This is a genomic window from Ferdinandcohnia sp. Marseille-Q9671 (assembly GCF_976954385.1).
Genome location: NZ_CDRJTA010000001.1, coordinates 1,276,027 through 1,301,269, shown reverse-complemented (window position 1 = coordinate 1,301,269; position 25,243 = coordinate 1,276,027). Strand labels below are relative to the sequence as shown.

The 25,243-nt window shown below is 37.7% G+C and carries 23 protein-coding genes and 3 riboswitches; of the genes, 22 read left to right on the top strand and 1 reads right to left on the bottom strand.

Annotated features, from left to right (window positions below; genetic code table 11):
* Positions 1-215 precede the first annotated feature (215 nt).
* The 21 genes from ACWNMY_RS06710 (at position 216) to ACWNMY_RS06610 (ending at position 22,497) form a co-directional block, all read left to right on the top strand.
* Entirely contained in the window at positions 216-461 is a 246-nt protein-coding gene (locus ACWNMY_RS06710; RefSeq protein ID WP_449537464.1) for a YusG family protein, read from the top strand.
* 165 nt (positions 462-626) lie between these two features.
* Positions 627-980, top strand: coding sequence for a toprim domain-containing protein (locus ACWNMY_RS06705; protein ID WP_449537463.1), 354 nt, complete (start codon positions 627-629; stop codon positions 978-980).
* A gap of 258 nt (positions 981-1,238) precedes the next feature.
* Positions 1,239-1,544 (top strand): thioredoxin family protein, encoded by a 306-nt coding sequence (locus ACWNMY_RS06700; RefSeq protein ID WP_449537462.1) that lies wholly within the window; start codon positions 1,239-1,241, stop codon positions 1,542-1,544.
* A gap of 600 nt (positions 1,545-2,144) precedes the next feature.
* Entirely contained in the window at positions 2,145-3,419 is a 1,275-nt protein-coding gene (locus ACWNMY_RS06695) for an MFS transporter (RefSeq protein ID WP_449537461.1), read from the top strand.
* A gap of 230 nt (positions 3,420-3,649) precedes the next feature.
* A riboswitch (SAM riboswitch) is annotated at positions 3,650-3,749 on the top strand.
* A gap of 160 nt (positions 3,750-3,909) precedes the next feature.
* On the top strand, positions 3,910-5,232 hold the full coding sequence (locus tag ACWNMY_RS06690) for an O-acetylhomoserine aminocarboxypropyltransferase/cysteine synthase family protein (RefSeq protein ID WP_449537460.1): 1,323 nt from the start codon (positions 3,910-3,912) through the stop codon (positions 5,230-5,232).
* 320 nt (positions 5,233-5,552) lie between these two features.
* A riboswitch (SAM riboswitch) is annotated at positions 5,553-5,659 on the top strand.
* A 213-nt stretch (positions 5,660-5,872) separates the two neighbouring features.
* Entirely contained in the window at positions 5,873-6,898 is a 1,026-nt protein-coding gene (locus ACWNMY_RS06685) for a methionine ABC transporter ATP-binding protein (protein ID WP_449537459.1), read from the top strand.
* Positions 6,891-7,595, top strand: a complete 705-nt coding sequence (locus ACWNMY_RS06680; protein ID WP_449537458.1) for a methionine ABC transporter permease — start codon at positions 6,891-6,893, stop codon at positions 7,593-7,595. The genes ACWNMY_RS06685 and ACWNMY_RS06680 overlap by 8 nt, the downstream gene beginning before the upstream one ends.
* Before the next feature lie 16 nt (positions 7,596-7,611).
* Positions 7,612-8,457: a MetQ/NlpA family ABC transporter substrate-binding protein gene (locus tag ACWNMY_RS06675; protein ID WP_449537457.1), complete on the top strand. Its 846-nt coding sequence runs from the start codon at positions 7,612-7,614 to the stop codon at positions 8,455-8,457.
* A gap of 326 nt (positions 8,458-8,783) precedes the next feature.
* Positions 8,784-8,936 carry a hypothetical protein gene (locus ACWNMY_RS06670; protein WP_449537456.1) on the top strand — a complete coding sequence of 51 codons (153 nt, stop codon included), beginning with the start codon at positions 8,784-8,786 and terminating at the stop codon, positions 8,934-8,936.
* A 495-nt stretch (positions 8,937-9,431) separates the two neighbouring features.
* The gene (sufC, locus tag ACWNMY_RS06665) at positions 9,432-10,217 is read left to right on the top strand and encodes a Fe-S cluster assembly ATPase SufC (protein WP_449537455.1); all 786 of its coding nucleotides are present in this window, start codon (positions 9,432-9,434) and stop codon (positions 10,215-10,217) included.
* A gap of 17 nt (positions 10,218-10,234) precedes the next feature.
* Positions 10,235-11,542 (top strand): Fe-S cluster assembly protein SufD, encoded by a 1,308-nt coding sequence (gene sufD, locus ACWNMY_RS06660; protein WP_449537454.1) that lies wholly within the window; start codon positions 10,235-10,237, stop codon positions 11,540-11,542.
* Positions 11,542-12,762, top strand: a complete 1,221-nt coding sequence (locus tag ACWNMY_RS06655) for a cysteine desulfurase (protein ID WP_449537453.1) — start codon at positions 11,542-11,544, stop codon at positions 12,760-12,762. The genes sufD and ACWNMY_RS06655 overlap by 1 nt, the downstream gene beginning before the upstream one ends.
* Positions 12,752-13,198 (top strand): Fe-S cluster assembly sulfur transfer protein SufU, encoded by a 447-nt coding sequence (sufU, locus tag ACWNMY_RS06650; RefSeq protein ID WP_449537452.1) that lies wholly within the window; start codon positions 12,752-12,754, stop codon positions 13,196-13,198. The genes ACWNMY_RS06655 and sufU overlap by 11 nt, the downstream gene beginning before the upstream one ends.
* A 51-nt stretch (positions 13,199-13,249) precedes the next feature.
* Positions 13,250-14,647, top strand: coding sequence for a Fe-S cluster assembly protein SufB (sufB, locus tag ACWNMY_RS06645; RefSeq protein ID WP_449537451.1), 1,398 nt, complete (start codon positions 13,250-13,252; stop codon positions 14,645-14,647).
* A gap of 175 nt (positions 14,648-14,822) precedes the next feature.
* Positions 14,823-15,671 carry a DUF72 domain-containing protein gene (locus ACWNMY_RS06640; RefSeq protein ID WP_449537450.1) on the top strand — a complete coding sequence of 283 codons (849 nt, stop codon included), beginning with the start codon at positions 14,823-14,825 and terminating at the stop codon, positions 15,669-15,671.
* A gap of 34 nt (positions 15,672-15,705) precedes the next feature.
* Positions 15,706-17,109 carry a bifunctional metallophosphatase/5'-nucleotidase gene (locus ACWNMY_RS06635; protein ID WP_449537449.1) on the top strand — a complete coding sequence of 468 codons (1,404 nt, stop codon included), beginning with the start codon at positions 15,706-15,708 and terminating at the stop codon, positions 17,107-17,109.
* A gap of 111 nt (positions 17,110-17,220) precedes the next feature.
* Positions 17,221-17,523, top strand: coding sequence for a YunC family protein (locus ACWNMY_RS06630; RefSeq protein ID WP_449537448.1), 303 nt, complete (start codon positions 17,221-17,223; stop codon positions 17,521-17,523).
* Between the two features lie 298 nt (positions 17,524-17,821).
* Entirely contained in the window at positions 17,822-18,580 is a 759-nt protein-coding gene (yunB, locus tag ACWNMY_RS06625) for a sporulation protein YunB (RefSeq protein ID WP_449537447.1), read from the top strand.
* A gap of 92 nt (positions 18,581-18,672) precedes the next feature.
* A riboswitch (Lysine riboswitch) is annotated at positions 18,673-18,859 on the top strand.
* 151 nt (positions 18,860-19,010) lie between these two features.
* Positions 19,011-20,594, top strand: coding sequence for a Na+/H+ antiporter NhaC family protein (locus ACWNMY_RS06620; RefSeq protein WP_449537446.1), 1,584 nt, complete (start codon positions 19,011-19,013; stop codon positions 20,592-20,594).
* 251 nt (positions 20,595-20,845) lie between these two features.
* Positions 20,846-22,387, top strand: coding sequence for a sodium-dependent transporter (locus ACWNMY_RS06615; protein ID WP_449537445.1), 1,542 nt, complete (start codon positions 20,846-20,848; stop codon positions 22,385-22,387).
* Positions 22,384-22,497, top strand: a complete 114-nt coding sequence (locus ACWNMY_RS06610) for a methionine/alanine import family NSS transporter small subunit (protein WP_449537444.1) — start codon at positions 22,384-22,386, stop codon at positions 22,495-22,497. Before ACWNMY_RS06615 ends, ACWNMY_RS06610 begins: the two co-directional genes overlap by 4 nt.
* 394 nt (positions 22,498-22,891) lie before the next feature.
* Here ACWNMY_RS06610 and ACWNMY_RS06605 read toward each other — a convergent pair whose 3' ends face one another.
* Positions 22,892-23,824 (bottom strand): M23 family metallopeptidase, encoded by a 933-nt coding sequence (locus ACWNMY_RS06605; protein ID WP_449538404.1) that lies wholly within the window; start codon positions 23,822-23,824, stop codon positions 22,892-22,894.
* A 288-nt stretch (positions 23,825-24,112) separates the two neighbouring features.
* On the opposite strand from ACWNMY_RS06605, the gene lipA reads away from it, so the two are divergent.
* On the top strand, positions 24,113-25,012 hold the full coding sequence (gene lipA / locus ACWNMY_RS06600; RefSeq protein WP_449537443.1) for a lipoyl synthase: 900 nt from the start codon (positions 24,113-24,115) through the stop codon (positions 25,010-25,012).
* Positions 25,013-25,243 lie beyond the last annotated feature (231 nt).

Here is a 25,243-nt window from a genome sequence, read left to right as displayed (position 1 = left end):
GGTGGAATCCACAATTTTTTGCAGGGTATTAGTGAAACTTGCTCAAATAAATCGGGCGCATAGACACGAAAGCCCATAGAACTCCTGAGAACCATTATAGGAAAACACCTATAATTGGTTCTTTTTTTTGCTGTCTGAGCTGATTGCTCTTTGCTGAATGAAGTATGACAATATGGATATTCTATTACTAAATACCGATTGGAAGGGTGTTTATTATGGTATTGAAACATACTCGAATAGATGTAACAGACCGGGTTGTAGGCAAAATTGGAAATGAAGAAATGAATTTATTTGTTGAAAAAGAACCAATTGGTAAAATTCGTTTTACAACCCAAGGTGCACAATACGAATTAAAGCAAGGGTATGAGCAAGAAGCCAATAAGATTTTTACTTATGCTGATGTACCTACTAACCCAGATATGAAATACGTTGACTGTGACGACGAGAATGGTTGGTGCTAAAGGCAGTGGATATCCACTGTCTTTTTTTTCCATATGCTGCGCAATTAATTCACCAATTTAGAATCTTCGCTATAAAATGAAGGAAAAGCAGTTGTACACAACGAATATAAAATTTATTCCGCAATAGATATAGGTAGCAAGAATGTACAATCGAAAAGGTGATGAATGGTGGCTATTGATGATACAGAAAAGGTAATCATTGTTGAGGGGAAGTCAGATAAAAAAAAGGTTCAAACAGTTATTAACGAACCAATTGAAATAATATGTACAAACGGAACCATTAGTATATCCAGGTTAGATGAGTTAATTGAACATTTATTCAATAAAGATGTTTATATATTAGTGGATGCAGACAACGCAGGGGAAAAACTTAGAAAACAATTCAAACGAGAATTCCCAGAGGCTCAACATTTGTTTATAGATAAAACATATCGAGAGGTGGCAACAGCTCCAGAACAACATATCGCAACCGTCTTGCTTTCTGCAAATATAGATGTTCATGCGGAGTTCTTATTATAAACCCATTGCTGCAATACTCCGTGTTAATGATGATTGCCCGGACTGAATAAAGGAAATCTCCGGCAATGCCTTAGATATTTTAGAGGAAGTTTTTCGGCCAAGGACCAAAGACTGACTAAGAACACCACATCATGTGGCAACGTCTTATGACCAACCTCGTGTGGACCTATAAAATCTGGTTCCATAAACGTCGAGGCGAATTTGATGAAATCATGTTACAATAATAAGCAATCAAGAAAGTAAAGGTTGTATTTATATATGAAAGAATGGAACGAAAATGAAATTGATGCTCGACTAACAAATCCATGTGGGTTCTGGTTGTATCTGTATACTCCAATGTGTGGAACTTGCCAGGTTGCATCCAAAATGATCACCGTTGTTGATGAGTTGCTCCCACACGTTGAGATTGGAAAAAGTGACCTCAATTATTTACCGAGTAAGGCGATTGATTGGCAAATTGAAAGTGTCCCATGTTTGTTGCACATAAAGGACGGAGAAGTATTAGAGAAGTATTATGCCTTTCACTCAGTCCCATATTTGTTAGAAATAATAGCAAAACCGTAAACATCGTCAGTATTTGACGGTGTTTCAGACTGTTGACAAACGCTCGCATACAGCGTTGCTTGCCTCTCTCGTCCGCTCATGAAGGTAACTTCTATTCGCGTCTTCGATCGACTGCGCGCCTTGTCTGACAACCGTTTTCAAGACAGTCTGGGGAAAGTAATTTCTTTTTAGATATACTGTGAAAAATCGTGTAGACAAAGTCAGTACTGACTTTGTCTACACTCTGAAGCATCGTCAGTATTTGACGGTGTTTTTTTATTTACTGCTTATTTGCTAGGATTGCAAACGTACAAGCTTAAAGTGAAAGAATCGGAATGTGTACTGCAAAATAGAAGAGATGTCAAAAGCTTGAGAGAAGTGATCCAAAGCATGCACCGCAAGACTATTGTGAGGTACATGACTGTGAGCAAAAAGCGAGTGCATGCTCTACAAGCTGTAGTAGTAATCCTAAGCCTAGTTGACATGTACAAAAATTCTACCAAATAGTATATTTGATTATTGCAATTTCCTTAAAAAACGTTATGATATTTAGGGATACGAAACTTTAGGATACACTTGGTATTTATACATAATGTAGAAGAATTTTTGCGGGGAGTACAGATGAGCATAATCAATGATTGGAAAACTCAATATAAAACATACAACCAAAATATTAAACTATTTATCTTAGCAACTATATTCACTCAGTTAGGCATGGGAATGTTTACTATCATGTATAACTTCTACGTAAGAGAACTAGGTTACTCTGAGCAAACAAATGGGACGATAATTGCAATGACTGCTCTAGCATCTGCTATTATTCTGGTGCCAGCAGGTCTAATGAGCGATAGATTTGGTAGAAAGAAAATTATGATCATTGGCCTTGCTGTTTCAACATTTGCCTTTTTTGCTAGGAGTATTTTAGAGGTGGAGCAAATACTTGTTGCAACAGCCTTTTTAACCGGTTTATCCACTGCGTTTATACAGGTCTCTGGTATTCCTTGGTTAGCTGAAAACTCAACACCTAACCAGAGGGTACATCTTTTTAGTTTTCATTCTGCAATTATGATGGTGGCACAAGTTGTCGGCAACATTGCAGGAGGTGTTTTGTCAGACACCTTTCAATTTGTTTTTCACTTAAGCGGGCTTTGGAGCGTACGAATTACGTTAGTAATCGCAGCAATTATATATCTAGTCGGGATTCTGCCAATCTTTAAAATGTATGAGTTGAAAAGAGAAAAACCAAAAACGAAGGTGGCTGTGCCTTTTAGACAAAAGCTTAGGACAAATAAATCACAATTAAAGTTAATTGCTATGTTTGCGTTGGCTCAAATGATTATTGGCTTTGGTTCTGGACTTGTTATTCCATACTTAAATCTCTATTTTGCAGATCGATTCCTAGCTAGTAACACAATAATTGGAATCATTTTATCTTTAGGGCAAGCTGCAACTGCTATCGCAATGATAATCGGACCCGCAATTGTTCGAAGGGTAGGAGAGGTACGGGCAGTTGTGTATTTACAACTTTCATCACTCCCATTTCTTTTACTTACAGGTTATACAGAAAATCTATACATAGCAGCAATAGGTTTTCTGTTTAGACAGGCACTTATGAATGCAGGTAATCCTATTCAAGCATCACTTGTTATGGGGAGAGTAGATGATTCCATGAAGGGACTTGCCAACTCGGTAAATCAGATGGTTTTTTCATTGGGATGGGCCTTAATGGGGCCAGTATCAACAACCATCGTGATGCTAAATGGTGCATACTGGGGTTATGCATATGTGTTTACAATAACTTCTGTCTTGTATTTAATCGGGTCACTTTATTTCTTACTAGTATTTAGAGATAAGTCTTTTCAAAAAGAAGAGAATAAGGTTTTAAAAACCTCATAGTTCTTCAATTTATGACCGGGGCAATCTGACATATTTCTCGGGAAATGGAACAGAGATGTGCAACAATCGCAGAATTATTATTCAAACATGTCGAAACAATAAAATGATGCTAATTAATGTCAAATTTAGAATTTATTATTTTTTTTGAAAACTATTGTTGACTTGTAATTGAAAAAGGTTTAACATTTTATTATATTAACCATTTAAACTATTAAAATTTCATATCGAAAGTCTTATCAAGAGTGGCGGAGGGAATGGCCCTATGAAGCCCGGCAACCGGTTTATTACACGGTGCTAAATCCAACAGACAATTTGTCTGAAAGATAAGAAGAGAAACGATTATACACCCTCTTCTTATCAAGAAGAGGGTTTTTATTATGTGTGCAAAACTTGTTACTTACATAGAGTCAAGTTTTCTATATTAGCGGGAGACATACCTAGAATAGCTCTCAATCCCCGTATAACAAACATATAAAGGAGAGATTCAAACATGAGTGAAAAACAAAAGAATTACAGACCAGAAACGATTGCGATTCACGGAGGTCTTGAAGCAGATCCAGTAACAGGTGCTAGAGCAGTACCGATTTATCAGTCAAATGCATATAAATTCAACAATACGGAACATGCCGCAAATCTGTTTGGCTTAAAGGAAAATGGCTATATTTATACACGTATTCACAACCCAACCACAACTGTTTTTGAAGAAAGAGTAGCTCAGTTAGAGGGTGGAGTTGGGGCATTAGCCGTTTCAAGTGGAATGGCAGCCATTACGACGTCTATCCTTAATATTGCTGGTGCAGGTGATCATATCGTATCAGCGGCAACACTTTATGGTGGAACGTATAACCTATTCGCAACTACACTTCCGAAATATGGGATTAAAACAACATTCGTAGATCCATCAAATCCTGAGAATTTCCGTCAAGCTATTACGCCTAATACAAAGGCTGTTTTTGCAGAAACAATCGGAAATCCAAGCTTAGACATACTCGATATTGAAGCTGTTGCAAACATTGCTCATGAAGCAGGAATTCCTTTAATCGTTGATAATACATTTGCAACTCCATATCTATGCAGACCAATTGAGCATGGAGCAGATATTGTTGTTCATTCTGCTACAAAATGGTTGTTAGGGAATGGAACAACGATGGGTGGTATTATTGTTGATGGTGGAAAATTTGATTGGAATTCTCCAAAATTCCCTGGGTTTACAACACCTGATCCAAGCTATCATGACTTAGTGTTTGCAGATGCTTTAGGACCTGTAGCATATATCATTAAAGCAAGAGTACAACTCCTTCGTGATTTAGGTCCTTCTCTAAGCCCGTATAACGCATTCCAATTCAATCTGGGTCTTGAAACTTTACACGTTCGTATGAAAGAGCATATCGCCAATACGAAAAAAGTTGTTTCATATCTTAAAGAACATCCTGGAGTTGAATGGGTATTGTATCCAGGTGAAGAGGACCATCCGAACAAACAACTAGCAGATAAATACCTGCCAAATGGTGCAGGTTCGGTAATTGTATTCGGAATAAAAGGTGGAAGAGAAGCTGGTGAGAAGCTAATCAATAATGTTGAGCTTTGGTCACATGTTGCCAATGTAGGGGATGCGAAAAGTCTCATTATTCACCCAGCTAGCACTACACACCAACAGCTAAGTTCCGAGGATTTAAAAGCCTCCGGTGTAACTGAGGATTTAGTTCGTTTATCAGTTGGAATTGAGAACATTGATGATATTTTAGAGGATTTGGAACAAGCAATTAAAGTTGCAAATGGAACGTCTTCTACTTCATCTGTACCAACAGTCTAATTGGTTAATTTTTTCGTTGACACATAGTTTTAGAGATGATAAGATAACCTTCGTTGTAACTATTGTACGATTATTAAAGTGCGTGTTTAAAAAGGAGGATGAAAAGGACCAAGAAGTTTGAGGCGGCGAAGCTATGAGTACCGGAGCGTATGCAGTTAATACGTGAGGAACGGAAAAGCAAGCCAACGAGCTTCCACAGGATGTGGTGACTTCGACGTTCGACACAGGACGTGTCGGTACTTAGTCGAAGATCCTCTAGCGATGTGTCATTTTCACCGGACTTTTTGAACAACCTCTTAAAACTTAATATATTTTTGTGACTCTTATTTAGAGTGGTGGAGGGATGTGCCCGATGAAACCCAGCAACCGTCAACATTTGTTGAAAAGGTGCCAATTCACACAAAGCTAATGCTTTGGAAGATGAGAGGAAGGAATAATGTATATTGTGCCTTTCTGCTCTTTCGCAGAAAGGCATTTTTGATTTTAGTCAGCCGGGGATTCTTTCCCCGGTTGACTAAAGTTAACGTACCAAGTGGGCCAATTTTAATTAATTAAAATGGTATCAATGATTAAGGCGCATTTGATTTGGTTTTAAGCGTACACTAAGTATAGTTTTCTCTGAATAGAAGGTGAGACAAAAATGATATCTCTAAAAAATGTGAAGAAAATTTACCAAACAAAAACGAATTCCGTTACAGCCGTTAATAATATTGATTTGCAAATTAATGAAGGCGAAATATTTGGGATTATTGGGTATAGTGGGGCAGGAAAGAGCTCGCTTATCCGCTTACTTAATGGTCTTGAAACTCCGACAGAAGGTTCTGTCAGTGTAGCAGGTCATGAAATTACCTCGATTAGAGGAAAAGCATTAAGGGACGCTCGTAAAGAAATAAGTATGATTTTTCAACACTTCAATCTATTATGGTCACGGACTGTAAAAGAGAATATTTCATTTCCACTTGAGATTTCAAAGGTTCCCAAATCTGAGCGGGAGAAACGAGTCTCAGAGCTAATAAAGCTTGTTGGACTTGAAGGTAGAGAGGATGCTTATCCGTCACAATTAAGTGGCGGTCAAAAGCAAAGGGTAGGGATTGCCAGAGCACTCGCAAATAATCCTAAGGTGCTGCTATGTGATGAAGCAACGTCTGCACTCGATCCTCAAACTACTGATTCTATTTTGGACTTGCTTGTTGATATTAATGAGAGATTGGGATTAACGATTGTTCTTATCACACACGAAATGCATGTTATCCGAAAAATATGCCATCGTGTTGCTGTGATGGAAGCTGGGCAATTTGTAGAACAAGGACGAGTGTTAGATGTATTTAAAAAGCCCCAAGCCAATATAACAAAACGCTTTGTTCAGCAGGTAACAGAACCTGAAGAAACAAGGGAAACAGTAGAGCACTTACTAGACCGCTATCCTGATGGAAAAGTGATTCAACTTTCGTTTGTAGGTGAAGATGCAGAAAAGCCTCTAATAACGAACTTAATCCGGGACTTTAAAGTAGAAGTGAACATTTTACAAGGGAAAATTTCACAAACACAAAATGGATCTTATGGTACTTTATTTATTCATATTGATGGTGTTGAAAATGAGGTTACTTCAGCCATCGAATTTATTAGACAACATCGAGTAGAAGTTGAGGTGATTGAAAATGCTTGAGCAATTTCAAGAACTTCTCAAATGGGAGAAACAGGTTAATGATTACCAAGCATTAGACTGGGGTAATCTTTGGGAAGCGACATTAGAAACACTATACATGACCTCAATTTCTGTACTAGCTACTTTTATTATAGGTTTGTTTTTAGGTCTTGTTTTATTTTTAACTGATAAGGGTAATGCATGGGAAAACAAGACCATCAACCGTATTGCATCTGCATTTGTCAATATTTTTAGGTCAATACCGTTTATTATATTGATTGTATTATTGATCCCTTTTACGAAAATAGTTATGGGGTCAATGCTTGGTCCTAATGCAGCATTACCTTCATTAATTATTGGATCAGCTCCCTTTTACGCAAGAATGGTTGAAATCGCATTGAGGGAAATTGATAAAGGTGTAATCGAGGCTTCCCATTCTATGGGGGCAACGAATAGCACGATTATTTTCAAAGTGCTAATTCCTGAATCACTACCAGCACTTATATCAGGGATTACTGTTACAGCAATATCTTTAGTAAGCTTTACTGCGATGGCTGGTGTTATTGGGGCAGGTGGACTAGGACACTTTGCGTATTTATATGGATTCCAAAGCAATAAGCCAGTCATTACATTGATCGCAACAGTTGCAATATTAATTCTGGTATTTATCATTCAATTTTTGGGTGATTTATTTACAAAACAAACAGACAAGAGATAACAGGAGGGAATACAGTATGAAAAAACTATTATTTTTACTAGTAATCGGACTACTTTCAATCGCATTAGTAGCTTGCGGTGGTACCAATGAAGATGCAGGCAATGGCGGAGATTCACAAGAGGCAGAAGGAAACAAGAAACTTGTTGTGGGTGCAACATTAGTACCCCATGCTGAAGTACTTGAACAAGCGAAACCTTTATTAAAGGAAAAAGGAATTGACCTTGAAATACAAGAGTTTACTGACTATATCTTACCGAATGTTGCTTTGCACGAAAAAGAAATTGACGCTAACTACTTCCAAACACCTGGATACTTGGACTTACAATTAAAGGATAATCCTAATTTTGATTTTGTAAGTGTTGGTGAGATTCATAAAGAGCCAATTGGTATTTATTCTAAAGAATACAGAAATTTAAATGAGCTTCCAGATGGAGCAAAAATTATCATGAGTAACTCATTTAGTGATCATGGCCGTATTTTACCGATTTTTGAACGAGAAGGTATTATTAAACTTAAAGAGGGTGTTGGCGACCAAGCAAGAGTTGAGGATATCGTTGACAATCCTAAGAATCTTGACTTCTCTACTTTAATTGAAGCAAAATTACTTGCAACTTCCTTTGAAAATGGTGAAGGAGATGCAGTTGTAATTAACACGAACTACGCGCTTGAAGGTGGAGTAAATATAGCGGAAGACGGAATTGCCTTTGAAGGAGATAATGTTGTCCCAGCTAACCTAATTGTAGTGAACAAAGGTGACGAGGACCGCGAAGAAATTAAAGCGTTAGTAGAAGTTTTAAAATCAGAAGAAATTCAGCAATTTATCAAAGAAGAATATGCAGGAGCGGTTATTTCCGTTCAATAATTCCAAAAGAAGAGTACTTACCTTAAGGTCTGTGCTCTTCTTTTTTGAATATTTCAAAGGAAAACCGAGGAAATGGCATTAATTTAATACCAAATGTTCCTGAGGTATCAATCTCTACATAATAAGAAATGGGAGCCCAAAATATCATCAAATCCCCTGTTTGAGGATATTTTTGTAAGATGCTACCATTATAACTGTGTTAAAGACTTCGGCGTGTAATACTATACTGGTCCAAAAATAGGACGCGGTTTCGCCGAGCTGAAAACACAAAAAAATGAAGGGATTGGTTCATTATCAATCAAATCCGTTTAAACTATACGGGCGAAATGGAAAAAGCGATGCATCAGGCACATGGGATAGGGTATGCAGACTATTGTCGGAAATTCACTGAACGTTTGCGTGTCGAAAAAAGTCGCGAAGAAGAATACAGACAAGGACAGATGATTGTTGCGCAATTTGATCGGAGAGTACACGTTTAAATATATAAATGAAGAAAGTAAACTCAGTGCTTCAAACACTGGGTTTTTAATTTTTTCTTGCGGTTTATATTGATGGATGATGACTTTGTTGGTCAAATATAAAAAAATATTCACTCCATCAAGGGTGCAATTGATATGGCTATTATATTATAGAATGTTTTCATCTAATATGTGAAAAATAAGCCCATGGTTACGATTCTTACATAGTTCTGTTTTTTATGGTATGGTAAGGATAGTCATGGTGATAAAGATACATATATGGCTCTGGCCACATTAAATTTACGTCTTTCACCAAAAAGTACTAGATGAGAAGAGAAGGTAGCACAAATATACGTAAACTCATCTGAAAAATGTATTCTTATTACAAAAGTGTAAAGGTTGATATCACTTTTAATTTGTTATAAGATTGTAATGAGAATAAAATGAGAATAAAGTTTTGACACATTTTGTCAATACAATACAAAATAATTTTTTTGTCTAATGGAGGTAGTAGTTATGGCAGGATCAACTTTAGTTATTAAGGATCTTCATGTCGAAATTGAAGGCAAGGAGATATTAAAAGGTGTAAACCTTGAGATAAAAGGTGGAGAAATCCATGCAATAATGGGACCAAACGGTACTGGTAAATCAACTTTATCATCCGCAATCATGGGTCACCCTAAATATGAGGTTACTAGTGGTAGCATTACGTTAGATGGTGAAGATGTATTAGAAATGGAAGTAGATGAGCGTGCACGTGCTGGTCTTTTCTTAGCTATGCAATATCCAAGTGAGATAAGTGGTGTTACAAACGCTGATTTCCTTCGTTCTGCAATCAATGCACGACGTGAAGAAGGCGATGAAATCTCATTAATGAAATTTATTCGTACAATGGATAAAAACATGGAATATTTAGAAATGGACCCTGACATGGCACAACGTTACCTTAACGAAGGATTCTCAGGTGGAGAAAAGAAACGTAATGAAATTCTTCAATTAATGATGCTTCAACCTAAGATTGCAATTCTTGATGAAATTGACTCAGGACTTGACATCGACGCACTAAAAGTTGTTTCTAAAGGGATCAATCAAATGCGTGGAGAAGACTTTGGTTGCTTAATCATCACTCACTACCAACGCTTACTTAACTACATCACTCCAGATAAAGTATCTGTAATGATGCAAGGCCGTGTTGTGAAAACAGGTGGTCCAGAACTTGCACAACGTTTAGAAGCAGAAGGTTATGATTGGATCAAACAAGAACTAGGAATTGAAGATGAGACTGTAGGTCAAGAAGCGTAAGCGTTAGGAGGATAATTATGACAATAGATACGAAACTACCATTTGATAAAGATTATGTCAGAGGTTTTTCGTCTAATCTCGGTGAACCAAGTTGGTTACAGGAACTTCGCTTACAAGCTCTTGAGAAAGCAGAAGACCTTCCAATGCCAAGACCGGATAAAACCAAAATTGACAAGTGGAACTTCACTCAATTTGCGAATCATGCTGTGGAAAGTGCTCCATATAACTCAATTGACGAATTACCTGAAGAAATCAAGACATTGATTCATGTTGAAGAAGAGAAAAATATATATATCCAACGTAATAATACACCAGCTTTTATTTCCCTATCTGATGAGGTAAAGGCTAGTGGCGTTATCTTTACAGATATTCATACAGCTGCTCGCGAGCATGGTGACCTTCTTCAAAAGTATTTTATGAAGGATGCTGTGAAGGTAGATGAACACCGTCTTACTGCTTTACATGCTGCATTGGTTAATGGTGGTGCATTTGTCTATGTTCCTAAGAATGTAGAAGTGACTGTACCTTTACATGCAGTATTTGTTCATGATAATGCGGAAGCTACACTTTTTAACCATGTGATTGTTGTTGCAGAAGATAACAGTTCTGTCACATATGTTGAAAACTATATTTCAACTACAGAGACAGCAAATGCAGTTGTGAATATCGTGTCTGAAGTAATTGCTCATTCAAACGCGAAAGTAACGTACGGAGCTGTAGATGCATTAGCACAAGGTATTACAACTTATGTGAACCGTCGTGGTGTTATTGGCCGTGATAGTAAAGTTGAATGGGCTCTAGGGTTAATGAATGATGGAGATACAATTTCTGAAAACACTACCCATTTAATTGGAGATGGCTCATTTGGTGATACTAAGACTGTAGTTGTCGGTCGTGGAGAGCAAAGGCAAAACTTTACAACAAGTGTAATCCATCATGGTAAAAATTCAGAAGGCTATATTCTGAAGCATGGTGTTATGAAGGATAGTGCAAGCTCTATTTTCAACGGTATTGGTAAAATTGAACATGGCGCTTCAAAGTCAAATGCAGAGCAAGAATCTAGGGTATTAATGCTTAGTGAAAAAGCTCGTGGAGATGCAAACCCAATTTTACTTATCGATGAAGATGACGTAACTGCTGGTCACGCTGCATCAGTTGGTAGGGTTGACCCAATTCAATTATACTACTTGATGAGTCGTGGTATAGAAAAGGTTGAGGCAGAAAGATTAGTTATTCATGGATTCCTTGCTCCGGTTGTAAATCAACTTCCAATTGAAGGAGTTAAAAAGCAACTAGTAGAGATAATCGAAAGGAAAGTAAAATAATGAATATCCAAGATATTCGTTCCATGTTCCCAATCTTAGATCAAGAGGTAAATGGAAAACCACTAGTCTATTTAGATAGTGCAGCAACTTCTCAAAAGCCTGTACAGGTAATCGAAGCAGTTGATCGCTATTATCGCGAGTATAATTCAAATGTTCATCGTGGGGTTCATACGCTTGGAACAAAAGCGACAGATGCTTATGAGAATGCTCGAGAAAAGGTTCGGAAATTTATCAATGCTTCTTCCATTCAAGAGGTTATTTTCACTCGGGGAACAACTACTGCAATCAATACAATTGCAGCAAGCTATGGACGAGATAACCTTAAAGTGGGAGATGAAATTGTTATTACCCATATGGAGCACCATGCCAACATTATTCCTTGGCAGCAGGTTGCGAAGCAAACCGGTGCAACATTAAAATATATTCCTCTAGCGGAGGATGGTTCGATTGATCTTAAGGATGTAGAGGAAACCATCACGAACCAGACAAAAATTGTCTCTGTAATGATGGTGTCAAATGTTCTTGGAGCAATTAATCCAATTAAAGAAATTACAGAAATTGCGCATCGTAACGGTGCAATCATGGTAGTTGATGGGGCACAAGCTGCTCCACATATGAAAATTGATGTGAAAGACCTTAATTGTGATTTTCTTGCTTTTTCTGGCCATAAAATGTGCGGACCTACGGGAATCGGTGTTTTATATGGAAAGAAAGCTTTACTTGAAGAAATGGAACCAGTTGAAACTGGTGGTGAAATGATTGATTTCGTAGGCTTATATGAATCAACATGGAAAGAACTTCCGTGGAAATTTGAAGCAGGAACACCAATCATTGCTGGAGCCATTGGTCTAGGTGCTGCAATTGACTTTTTAGAAGAGGTTGGCCTGGACAATATTTTAGAGCATGAACATAAATTAGCTAAGCATGCGATGGAGAGATTATCACAAATTGATGGCTTTACATTATATGGACCAAGTCACCGTGCAGGATTAGTAACCTTCAATATAGAGGATGTACATCCTCATGATGTGGCAACAGTCTTAGATGCAGAAGGAATTGCAGTAAGAGCTGGTCATCATTGTGCACAACCGTTAATGAAGTGGTTAAAAGTTTCTGCGACTGCTCGTGCAAGTTTTTACCTCTATAATACTGAAGAAGAAATTGATAAACTAGTTGAAGGACTCATAAAAACAAAGGAGTATTTCAGCAATGGATTCTAAGATAAATCTTGATACCCTGTATCGTCAGGTGATTATGGATCATTATAAAAAGCCTCGGAATCGTGGAGTTATACAAGATGGTTCTCTTACTATTGATATGAACAATCCCACATGTGGTGACAGAATACATCTAACCCTTAAGGTGGACGATGGGAAAGTTATCGATGCAAAATTTGATGGTGAAGGTTGTTCAATCTCAATGTCATCTGCTTCCATGATGACTCAGGCGATTAAAGGAAAAAAAATTGAAGATGCATTAAAAATGTCAAAAATCTTTTCTGAAATGATGCTTGGAAACGAGTATGATGAAGACATTGATTTAGGAGACATTGAAGCACTTCAGGGCGTTTCGAAATTCCCTGCACGTATTAAGTGTGCAACTCTAGCTTGGAAAGCTATGGAAAAGGGATTTAAGGACGAACAAAATGAATCGTGAGTGAATCTTCTATAAAGAAGGCTCCTCAAAGAAGAATGGAGTGAAAGATGTATGGCAAAGAAGATGCCTGAAATCGGCGATTATAAATATGGCTTTGCAGATAAAGACGTTTCAATCTTCCGTTCAAAACGTGGTTTAACAAAAGAGATTGTTGAAGAAATCTCTCGTATGAAGGAAGAACCTCAATGGATGTTAGATTTCCGTCTTAAGTCTTTAGAGCATTTCTATAACATGCCAATGCCACAATGGGGCGGGGACTTAAATAGCTTAAACTTTGATGAAATTACGTATTATGTAAAACCATCTGAGAAATCTGAAAAGTCTTGGGATGAAGTACCAGAAGAAATTAAAGCAACTTTTGATAAATTAGGTATACCTGAAGCAGAACAAAAATACCTTGCAGGTGTTTCTGCACAGTATGAGTCTGAGGTTGTATATCACAACATGAAGGAAGATCTCGAAGAATTAGGAATTGTATTTAAAGATACAGACTCAGCACTTAAAGAAAATGAAGACATTTTCCGTGAGCACTGGGCAAAGGTTATTCCTCCAACTGACAACAAGTTCGCAGCGTTGAACTCAGCAGTTTGGTCTGGTGGATCCTTCATATATGTGCCACCAGGTATTAAAGTTGATACACCACTTCAAGCTTATTTCCGTATCAACTCAGAAAACATGGGGCAGTTTGAGCGTACGTTAATTATTGTTGACGAAGGTGCACACGTACACTATGTTGAGGGTTGTACAGCGCCTGTTTATACAACTAACTCACTACACAGTGCGGTTGTTGAAATTATCATTAAAAAAGATGCGTATTGCCGTTATACAACGATTCAAAACTGGGCAAACAACGTTTATAACCTTGTTACAAAGCGTGCCGTTTGTGATGCTAATGCTACAATGGAGTGGATTGATGGTAACATCGGTTCTAAGTTAACAATGAAGTACCCAGCTGTTATCCTTCGTGGAGAAGGTGCGCGAGGTATGACGCTTTCAATTGCAATCGCTGGTAAAGGTCAACACCAGGATGCAGGTGCAAAAATGACTCACTTAGCTCCAAATACGTCTTCTACTATCGTTTCGAAATCAATTTCAAAACATGGTGGTAAGGTAACTTATCGTGGTATTGTACACTTTGGACGTAGAGCTACAGGTGCTCGTTCAAATATTGAATGTGATACATTGATTATGGATAATCAATCAACATCAGATACAATTCCATACAATGAAATCTTAAACGACAATATTTCTTTAGAGCACGAAGCGAAAGTATCAAAAGTATCTGAAGAACAATTATTCTACCTCATGAGCCGTGGTGTTTCTGAGCAAGAAGCTACAGAAATGATCGTAATGGGCTTCATCGAGCCATTTACAAAAGAACTTCCAATGGAGTATGCGGTCGAAATGAACCGCCTCATCAAGTTCGAAATGGAAGGTTCTATCGGATAATCAAAGCACTTGAAATAACTCGTTTGAGATTCCCTCAAGCGAGTTATTTTTGTACCAAAAATGATGTGTTCCAAATCCAATTCATGTATGTGAGAATTTAAAGGTAACACAAGCAGAGTGAAGGGATAAAAAAAGGTAACACACCAAACGAGATAATGACAAGGAGGTGGACCATATGATCTACATCGGAGTAACAGGTTGGGGAGACCATGATAGTCTTTATACTACTGGCACCTCACCAGGTGATAAACTAAAGGAATATGCCGGTCATTTCCCAATTGTGGAAGTAGATGCTTCCTTTTATGCGATACAGCCAAAACGAAATGTTGAAAAGTGGGTGAGAAACACACCTCAATCGTTTCAATTTATTGTTAAGGCATATCAAGGGTTGACAGGTCATCAACGTGGAGAAATCCCTTTTCAATCGAAAACAGAAATGTTTGATGCCTTTCGTTTGTCACTTGAACCCTACCAGGAGGCAAGTAAGCTCGCGATGGTTTTATTTCAATTTCCACCTTGGTATGATTGCAAACGTGAGAATGTAGATTATTTAAGGTGGTGTAAGCATCAAATGGGGGATGTTCCTGTTGCGCTTGAATTTCGTCATCAATCATGGTTTTTACCACAGCTACGTGATAAAACGCTACAATTCATGGAAACAGAAGGCTGGATCCATAGTATTTGTGATGAGCCCCAAGCAGGTTCTGGTTCAATCCCAACGGTGCTTCACCCGACCAACGACAAGTTAACATTAGTTCGTTTTCATGGTCGTAATGTACATGGGTGGACCAAGCCGAAGGAAGTAAACTGGCGTGATGTAAGATACTTATATAGGTATAATAAAGATGAGCTGTTACAGTGGAAACTTCGTATTGAAGAACTTAAAGAGCAATGTGAGACAATCTACATACTATTTAATAATAATTCAGACGGTGACGCGGCAGACAATGCAAAACAATTTATTGAGATGCTCGAAATCGAGTATCATGGTTTAGCGCCTCGCCAATTAGATTTATTCAATTAGTACCACTTACAATAAAGGTAGAGGAGGTGAAGAGATGATTGAAACATTACATATTTATCATACAAATGATCTTCATAGTCATTTTGATCGTTGGTCTAAAATCACTAAATATATAAATCAGATGAGACTATTACATCAGATGCGAAATGAAGAAATGTTATTAATCGATATAGGCGATCATATGGATCGTTTTCATCCTATCTCAGAGGCAACTTACGGTAAGGTGAATGTAAAGCTCTTAAATCAACTCCAATATGATTATGCAACGATTGGAAACAATGAAGGTATTACGATGGGCTATGAGCATCTTAACACTTTATATGGAGAAGCAGACTTTAAGGTGATACTTGCAAATCTTTTTGACAAGAATGGTAAGATTCCTACATGGGCGGTGCCATATGATATTTATGAATTACCTAGCGGTTTCAAAATAGGAGTTATCGGCTTAACGGTTCACTATATGGCGTTATATAGATTATTAGGATGGAATATTAGAGATCCGTTTATTGTTTTACGAGAGACACTGAACGAACTAGAAGACAAAACAGATATGATTTTGTTACTTTCACATCTGGGAATTAATGAGGATGAACAAATCGCTCGAGAATTTCCTGAAATTAATGTTCTCCTGGGTGGCCATACACATCATCTCTTGGAAAAAGGAAAACGAGTTAACAATACCTTGCTATGCTGTGCTCAAAAATACGGAAATTATATCGGTCATGTAGAACTTAAAATTGATCCAATACGTAAAACCTTACTTGATAGCGAAGCAAATGTCATTCCAACAAAGACCCTTCCAGAATGTGAGGAAACAAATAAAGTTCTTTCGCAGTATCTAAAAGAGAGCACAAAAACACTACAAGATGACATCATATCCAAAATAAATGAAGATCTCACAATTGATTGGTTTGGTGAATCCTCCTTTTCTACACTTTTAGCAAAGGTGTTACGAGAATGGTGCGACGGAGAAATTTCTATGGTTAACGCGGGGCTGTTGCTGGATTCTCTACCTAAAGGAAACGTAACAAGAGGTGATCTTCATCGTGTCTGTCCACATCCGATAAATCCCTGTAAGGTCTGGATAAAAGGTGATCAACTTAAAGAAATTATTTTACAGGCGAATACGGAAGAAATGGAGAATCTCAAGATCAAAGGTCTCGGGTTTCGTGGAAAAATAATGGGTAAAATGATCTATGATGGTGTACAACTTGAAACATCTAGGCTATCAGATGGATTGGACCATTTAGTAGAAATAAAAATCAATGGAGAAGAATTAAATCCGGATAGATCCTATTCTCTTGCTACAATTGATATGTTTACCTTTGGAATGTTATTTCCAGTAATACGAGATGCGAAAGATAAGAAGTATTATATGCCAGAGCTCCTGCGTGACCTTTTAGCAGAAAAGATTAGGGAGATTGGTAAAACAATCTAAATCATACTAGATAGAAGGATGTAATGTAAATCAGTACATTGGCCTTAACCCATTTCTAACACAATTCTCTTTCCTGGCACATAAATTAATTAGGAAAGGAGTGTGCTAGGAATGGTCTCAATGACACCAATAATAATTGATAATCATCAATTTACAGCCATTACCGTTAAACTACCGAAAACTAATTTTATGGCCGTAACAAATGAAAATGGTTATATTATGTGTGGAGCTCTGGATGTTGCATTATTGAATGAAAAACTAAAAGAACGAGGCATAATTGCTGGTAGGGCAGTTGGTGTTCGTACAATCGAGCAGTTACTGGATGCCCCTCTTGAATCAATCACATTGGAAGCCGAAAACCGAGGCATTTCAGTAGGTATGAAAGGCAAAGATGCTCTACTAAAGATGATCTAATACAAACACCTGAGAAGGTATTTCTTATATAAAATGATGTTCAAAAAATCACCAAATGATAAGCTTCCAATCTCGGCGTCACTCGGCCTCTCCGGCCCTCACGTATTAAAATCATACGCTCCGGTCCTCGAGCCGCGAGTTCCTTGATCTTCTCGCTTCTGATTCGTCGAGTTTTTGAACACGTACTATATGGGTATCGATGCCCAAATTTTTTACCAAGAAGTAAAGGTAGATAGAAAAACTTATCGTACATCCCTCCTTACCTGCATACACATAGCTTGTAAGGGGGGATTTTCGTTTGGCAAAATACAGAGGTCGCCTACAACCAAGAAGGAAAGGGCCCTTGCCTTTTCGATACGTATTTTTATTAACATTTGTATTTTTTATCTTCTCGACTGCAATTGGATTGTTTATTATTAACAAAGCAATTGAACCTGCACTTATGGCATATGCTGAAAATGAAACAAAAAAAGTGGCTGCAACCGTTATTAAAAATGCTATTAATCAACAAATAAATGAGGAAGAACTGGTTCAGGAAGATCTAAGCTTTATTAAAACGGATGAAACAGGAAAGATAATAAGCTATAATACACAGGTTATCAATCAAATGGCCACAAAGACGCTAGGGAATATTGAAAGGTATCTAAAATATGTGAATGAAGGAGATATCAATAAGCTCGAACACACAGACGTGCAAATTGAAACGGATGATTCGACAGGTCAGACCGGTTTCGTATTTAAGGTACCACTAGGGGAAGCGACCAACAATGCAATCCTAGGTAACCTCGGTCCGGAAATACCCATTAGGTTTCATATGATTGGGTTTGGAGAAACAACTCCACAAGGTAAAATTGATGAATGGGGAATTAATAACGGGTGGTTCCAATATAATGTGTTGGCTACTGTTACTATGCAAGTTATATTACCCTTTTCTACAGGAGAGGTGGAGATTGAAACCATTATCCCAGTGATTAATCAGAATATCTTGCATGAAGTTCCTGAATTCTATAACAATGGCAGTGAATCATCACCATCAATTGAAATTCCAACTGATTGACAAAAAATACTATTCTAGAATAGTTGATTAGTAGAGGGAAATAGTTTATACTTCAATAGGAATAAAAAATTAAATAAACCACCTTATCGGATCGATGGGGTAGAGGTGCAGAAAACAAAAGTACACTATGTGAGGATGACAACAGTGATCATAGTAGAAAGGGTTTTTTGCCGAAGCAGAAATAATTAGTCAACGTTATTTTTGTTGGGGTTGCCTTGAAAAAGGGTAACACTGTCATTATAGATAAAGATGTATCTATAATGGAGGGCTACTGATCGTGATGGAGGATAACATACATTACTGAGAGTAATAATGGTTATTTTCTATCATTACTCTCTTTTTATTTGCTTAAAAATAGCAAATGAGAGTATCTTCTTCACATTCACTTCTTATAGCCCTCCACACAAATAATATGTTGGAGGAACACATCATGTCTGGAACAATTTATTCAATTATCCCACCAATTATTGCTCTTCTTATGGTTGTCTTAACCCGCAGAGTACTTCTTTCACTTGGAGTAGGAATAGTATCAGCTGCACTACTCTTACATGGAGATATCCTAAAAAGTGAAGGAGTAGGAGCTTGGTTACAAGACGTTTTTCTCACAATTTGGTCTAGTATTAAAGCGGTCTTTGTTTCAGAAGGTTCGCTAAACACATGGAATGTTTATATTATTTTATTTTTATTCTTATTGGGTATTATCACAGCTTTCATTTCCATTTCAGGCGGAAGTCGTGCTTTTGGGGAATGGGCTCAATCAAAGGTAAAAACAAGAACAGGTGCACAAATTTTAGCTGCTGTACTAGGGATTATTATTTTTATTGATGATTATTTTAATGCATTGGCGGTTGGTCAGGTAAGTAGACCACTTACAGACCGTAATAAGGTCTCACGTGCAAAACTAGCATATATTATTGACTCTACTTCTGCTCCAATTTGTGTTATTTCACCTATATCAAGTTGGGGAGCATATATCATTGCCATACTTGCACCAATTCTAGCAACGCATGGTCTAGCAGAGTACTCGCCATTATCAACGTTTATTCAAATGATTCCTATGAATTTATATGTTGTTACGGCAATTCTGATGGTATTTGGAGTTGCAGTGTTTAATATAAATCTAGGTAGCATGAAGGCACATGAATCTCGTGCTATGACAACTGGTGAGGTTACAGACCCTGAAAAGCCAGTATTAGGGGAGTTAAAGCAGGAATTGCCTCAAAGTGAAAAGGGTTCTGTTGGCGATTTAGTTTGGCCGATTATTGCATTAGTAATCGGTACGGTTGGTTCTTTATTTTGGACAGGCTATAAAGCTTCAGAAGGAAATGCGACAATCCTAACAATATTCGAAAATACGGATGTAACTGCATCCCTATTATATGGTGGTTTGTTCGGAATCGTTGTAACACTTATTTTGTTCTTTATTCAAGTATATGCTAAAAAAGCAGTCAGCATTGGTCTCCTTACTAAGGGTATTACTGAAGGAATTAAATCGATGCTTCCAGCGGTATACATTTTATTGTTTGCTTGGGTTATTGTTGATTTAATTGGTCAGATTGAAACAGGAGCATATTTAGCAGGTAAAGTACAAGAGTGGAATGTAAATGTGGCATTTTTACCGGTTATTCTATTTGTTGTAGCGGGTATTATGGCATTTGCAACGGGAACCTCTTGGGGAACGTTTGGAATGATGCTACCTATAGCAGGAGATATTGCGGCAGCGTCAGATATTACAATTTTACTTCCAGCTCTAGCAGCTGTATTAGCAGGTTCTGTTTTTGGAGATCACTGTTCACCAATCTCTGATACAACAATACTTTCTTCAACTGGTGCAGGTAGTCATCATATTGACCACGTTATGACTCAACTTCCATATGCAGTGATTTCTGCAGTGATTGCTGGAATCGGTTATATAATACTAGGTCTAACAGGAAGTACGGTATTAGGATTACTTACTACTTTCGTATTGTTAGTTGCTTTTATATTCACTATGAAAAACAAGAAAACCGCATAAAAAATATTATACATGCAATAGAAAGATAAACTTAAATATATGTTAGAGACAAGGGAAATATCACCTTTGTCTCTTTTTTTGAAAAAGAAAATTAATTTTCAAATAACTTTTGACAGAAGGCTACAGACTAGCTATACTATAAATTAGATTATAAACAATAATCTGAAAATATAAAACTTTCCAATATCAGCCTAGTGCTAAATAACTAAAAAATGTAATTGGGTTGATAGGAAAAAGGGGAGGAACAAGTTATGGATAATCGTCCACAGTGGGGGACACGAGCAGGTTTCGTTCTAGCTGCTATCGGTTCTGCGGTCGGTTTGGGTAATATATGGAGATTTCCATATGTTGCTTATGAAAATGGTGGAGGAGCATTCTTCATACCTTATCTATTTGCAATTTTAACAGCGGGTATTCCAATCCTAATTTTAGAATTTACTATTGGTCACAAGTTTAGAGGCTCTGCTCCTCTATCATTCTTCAGACTAAATAAAAAGATGGAATGGCTTGGCTGGTGGCAGGTTTTCATTTCCTTTGTCATAGCTACATATTATGCAGTCATTATCGCATGGGCCATTTCGTATACGTTCTTCTCATTTAATAAAGCGTGGGGAGAAGATACACAAGGATTCTTGTTCGGAAGTCATCTTAAGCTAGCAGAAACTCCTGGTGATATTGGAGCACCTGTACTTGGGGTTTTTGGCCCCTTAGTTGTAGTTTGGGCTATTACATTATTCATTCTATTTAAGGGTGTTAAAAAGGGTATTGAAAAAGCAAATCGGATTTTTATTCCTACTTTGTTAGTTATTTTTACAATTATTGTAATTCGAGCAGTAACTCTCGAAGGAGCAGGTGCAGGGTTAAATGCATTCTTCGAACCAAACTGGGATAAAATTATGTCAGGTGAGGTTTGGGTAGCGGCATACGGACATATTTTCTTTAGTTTATCAATTGGTTTTGCCATTATGATTACTTATGCGAGTTATTTACCAAAGAAGTCCGATGTTACAAATAACGCATTTATTACTGGTTTTGCAAACTCAGGATTTGAATTATTAGCAGGTATTGGGGTATTTGCTGCTTTAGGCTTCATGGCTTCACAAGCAGATGTACCTGTAAATGAAGTGGCAACTGCTGGCGTTGGTCTTGCATTCGCAGTCTTCCCGCAAATTATCAATCAGATGCCATTTGGAGAATTCTTTGGTGCATTATTCTTCTTGTCTTTAGTATTTGCAGGGTTAACCTCACTTATTTCAATTTGTGAAGTATTTATCGCGGCTGTACAAGATAAGTTTAATCTTACACGTAACAAGGCAGTTTTATATGGTGCTGGATTAGCATCGCTTATTTCAATTTTGTACTCAACAAATGGAGGCTTGTACTTCCTAGATGTAGTCGATTACTTCATTAACCAATTTGGTATTGCTGTCGCAGGATTGGTTGAAGTTATTCTAATCGCTTGGGTATTCAGACAGATGAATCCATTGCAAGCACATGCAAATGCGATTTCAGATATTCGTGCAGGTGGATGGTGGAAAATCTGTTTAGGTGTTATTACTCCACTTGTTCTTGGATACATGCTTTTCGACTTACTAAAAACAAATATCCTACAACAATTTGATAATGCAACTGGTAACTATGAAGGGTATGCAACATCATTTATCCTCTTCCCAGGAGTATTTATTGCAGTTGGGGTAATTGTAATCGGAATTCTACTTTCACTTAAAAAATGGAGTCGAGCGACGTTAGATAACAATTATACTTCCAGTAACGACAAGGGGGTAGGACTATGACCGGTGGCGCTATTACAATGATGATCATTGGTATGGTTATTCTATGGGGAGGCCTTGTAGCAAGTATTGCACATGCTGTTAAAAAGGCAAAACAAGCAAAACAAGGATAAAAAAGTTACATTATAAAAAGAGGGGTCAAAAATTAGAACGGAAGAAGGCTGTGGTATTTTTTACCACAGCCTTTACTAGTAGGTCTAGCTTTAGGTTCCGTTTCGAGATCCAGGCCAGTGCCTAACACCCCGAGGTCCCTTGTCGACTTGTACGGATAAGGAAAGCTTTAACAGCAATCATCGCATGGAAAATGCATAGCATTTTCGAGAATGTACTACATCCACGTTTGCCAGGACGTGGCAGCTTTATGGACCTTGCGCTTCTGTACTTAGATAAAAAATATAAAATCTTGTACGTAGTAGACAGTGTCTAGCTACAGACGGCATCGGCTCTCGGGTCTGAGACAAATCGCTTGTGAAGGCAACCAGCGCCTTCAGAAGTGATTTGTCTTATTTAACGTTTCCTAGATTTTCTTTCTGCCCTTTCCCAAGCTCGTAGATGTGGGTAGGGGTCGAAAGACCATTCTGTATATCCATTGTCTTTGTACATGCCATAATGAAGGTGAGGAGGGAACTTTCCTGCTGTTCCTGGCGGTCCGTAGCCAGAACTTCCGACAGAGCCGATAATTGTGCCGGGCTCAACAACTTGACCGATTGCAATATCTTTTGCAAATCCATTCAAGTGTGCAAAATAGTGATACGTATTATTAATATCACGAATGCCAATTCTCCAACCACCAAAACGATTCCAACCTTTCATTTCAATCACACCATAAGAGGTTGCTCGAACGGGTGTACCATAACTGGCAAAAATGTCGGTACCTTCATGCATTCTTCGTCCACCCCAACCTCGTGCATCGCCCCATGTATTTTTATAGCTGTGGTTATAGCCAAGTGGAACAGGAAACGCATGCTTATCTAAATCAAGCGTACCGTATGTTGAGTAGATTTTAGCGATTCCCATTATAAGTGATACCGATTTATCTCGTTTATAATAGTCCCATAATCCTATTCTTAAATTATCAAGGTCTGTACCATAAGGCAAAATTTGTTCTGAAATCGCATATAAGATGTCCTCATCATTTGTCTGATCTGCGACTCCATCGTCATTTCCGTCTACGCCAATTCCTCCAAATAACTGAATACTATACGGATTTGTATCATTCAGATTTGGATTTAATGCACCAGCCCATACTTCCGGTTTTATGTAGATTCCAATCAAGCCCGTTTCCTTTGGTATATCCTTGCGAGCACGACGGATACTTCTTTCATATTGATCAATAGCCGCATAATAATACCAAGGGATTTGTGTGACAGTCTCCATCTTCGTGTAAAGGTTCATTCGTTCTTGAAATACCTTTTGTTGATCTTCATTTGCACTAGCCATTTGAGGGATTCCAGTAAAAAGTAAACAAATAACGACTAATATTCCAAGTTTTTTATTCACGCAGTAAATCTCCTTTCTCCAAAGGTATATCGTAAAACAACAACTGCGGGGCTACGAATAGATAAAATTTGTTATTTAGCGTACTCTTCCTTGTTAGTTTGTTGTAACTTTTCGTTTTCATTATAACTAATTGTTGGAAAATCAAATTTATTCAAATATGCGAATGCTTGGATTCTTATGTTTTTTATGAGTATAATAGAGATAGCCTTTGCAATGGAGTGATAAAGTATGTCAAAAAATGAAGAATATCTTCGAAAGCCTGAATGGCTCAAAATAAAATTGAATACGAATGATAACTACACTGGATTAAAGAAAATGATGAGAGAGAAGAAACTACATACTGTTTGTGAGGAAGCAAGATGTCCAAATATTCATGAATGCTGGGCTGTTCGTAAGACAGCTACATTTATGATTTTAGGTGATACATGTACACGTGCATGCCGTTTTTGTGCCGTGAAAACTGGTCTTCCAAATGAATTAGATTGGCAAGAACCTGAACGTGTTGCTGATTCTGTCGCAATGATGGGATTAAAGCATGTTGTTGTAACAGCAGTTGCTCGCGATGACCTAAAGGATGGCGGAGCAGCGGTGTTTGCTGAAACAGTTCGTGCGATTCGTAGAAAAAACCCGTTTACCTCTATTGAAGTATTACCATCAGACATGGGTGGAGTATATGAAAATTTAGAAACATTAATGGATGCTAAGCCTGATATTCTAAATCATAATATTGAAACTGTCCGTCGTTTATCAGACCGTGTACGTGCAAGAGCAAAGTACGAACGTTCCCTTGAGTTTTTACGCAGAGGGAAGGAAATGAATCCTGATATTCCAACTAAATCCAGCATTATGATAGGTCTTGGGGAAACGAAGGAGGAAATCATTGAGACTATGGATGACCTTCGTGCAAATAATGTTGATATCATGACTATCGGACAATATTTACAACCTTCGAAAAAACATCTAAAGGTACAAAAATATTATCATCCTGATGAGTTTGCTGAATTAAAAGAAATCGCATTAAGTAAGGGCTTTAGTCACTGTGAAGCAGGTCCACTCGTTCGCTCTTCCTATCATGCAGACGAGCAAGTTAATGCTGCAAAAGCCAATCAACAATTAAAAGAAGCATAAAAAAGAGAGGGGGGTTCCCCTCTCTTTTAAGATGTCTAGCCCAGGCGCCATCAGCTCTCGGATTAAAGCCAATCGTTTCGGAAGGTAAAAAGCACCTACTGACAGTGTCTTTTATGCTTTTCTTACTTACTTATTGATATCCTTGCCCGCCTGGTACTTTTCTGTCCTGATTTTGTTTTTGTTTAGGTTTTGTGTATTTTTCCATATCACCAGTTTCATCATTCCCAAAGG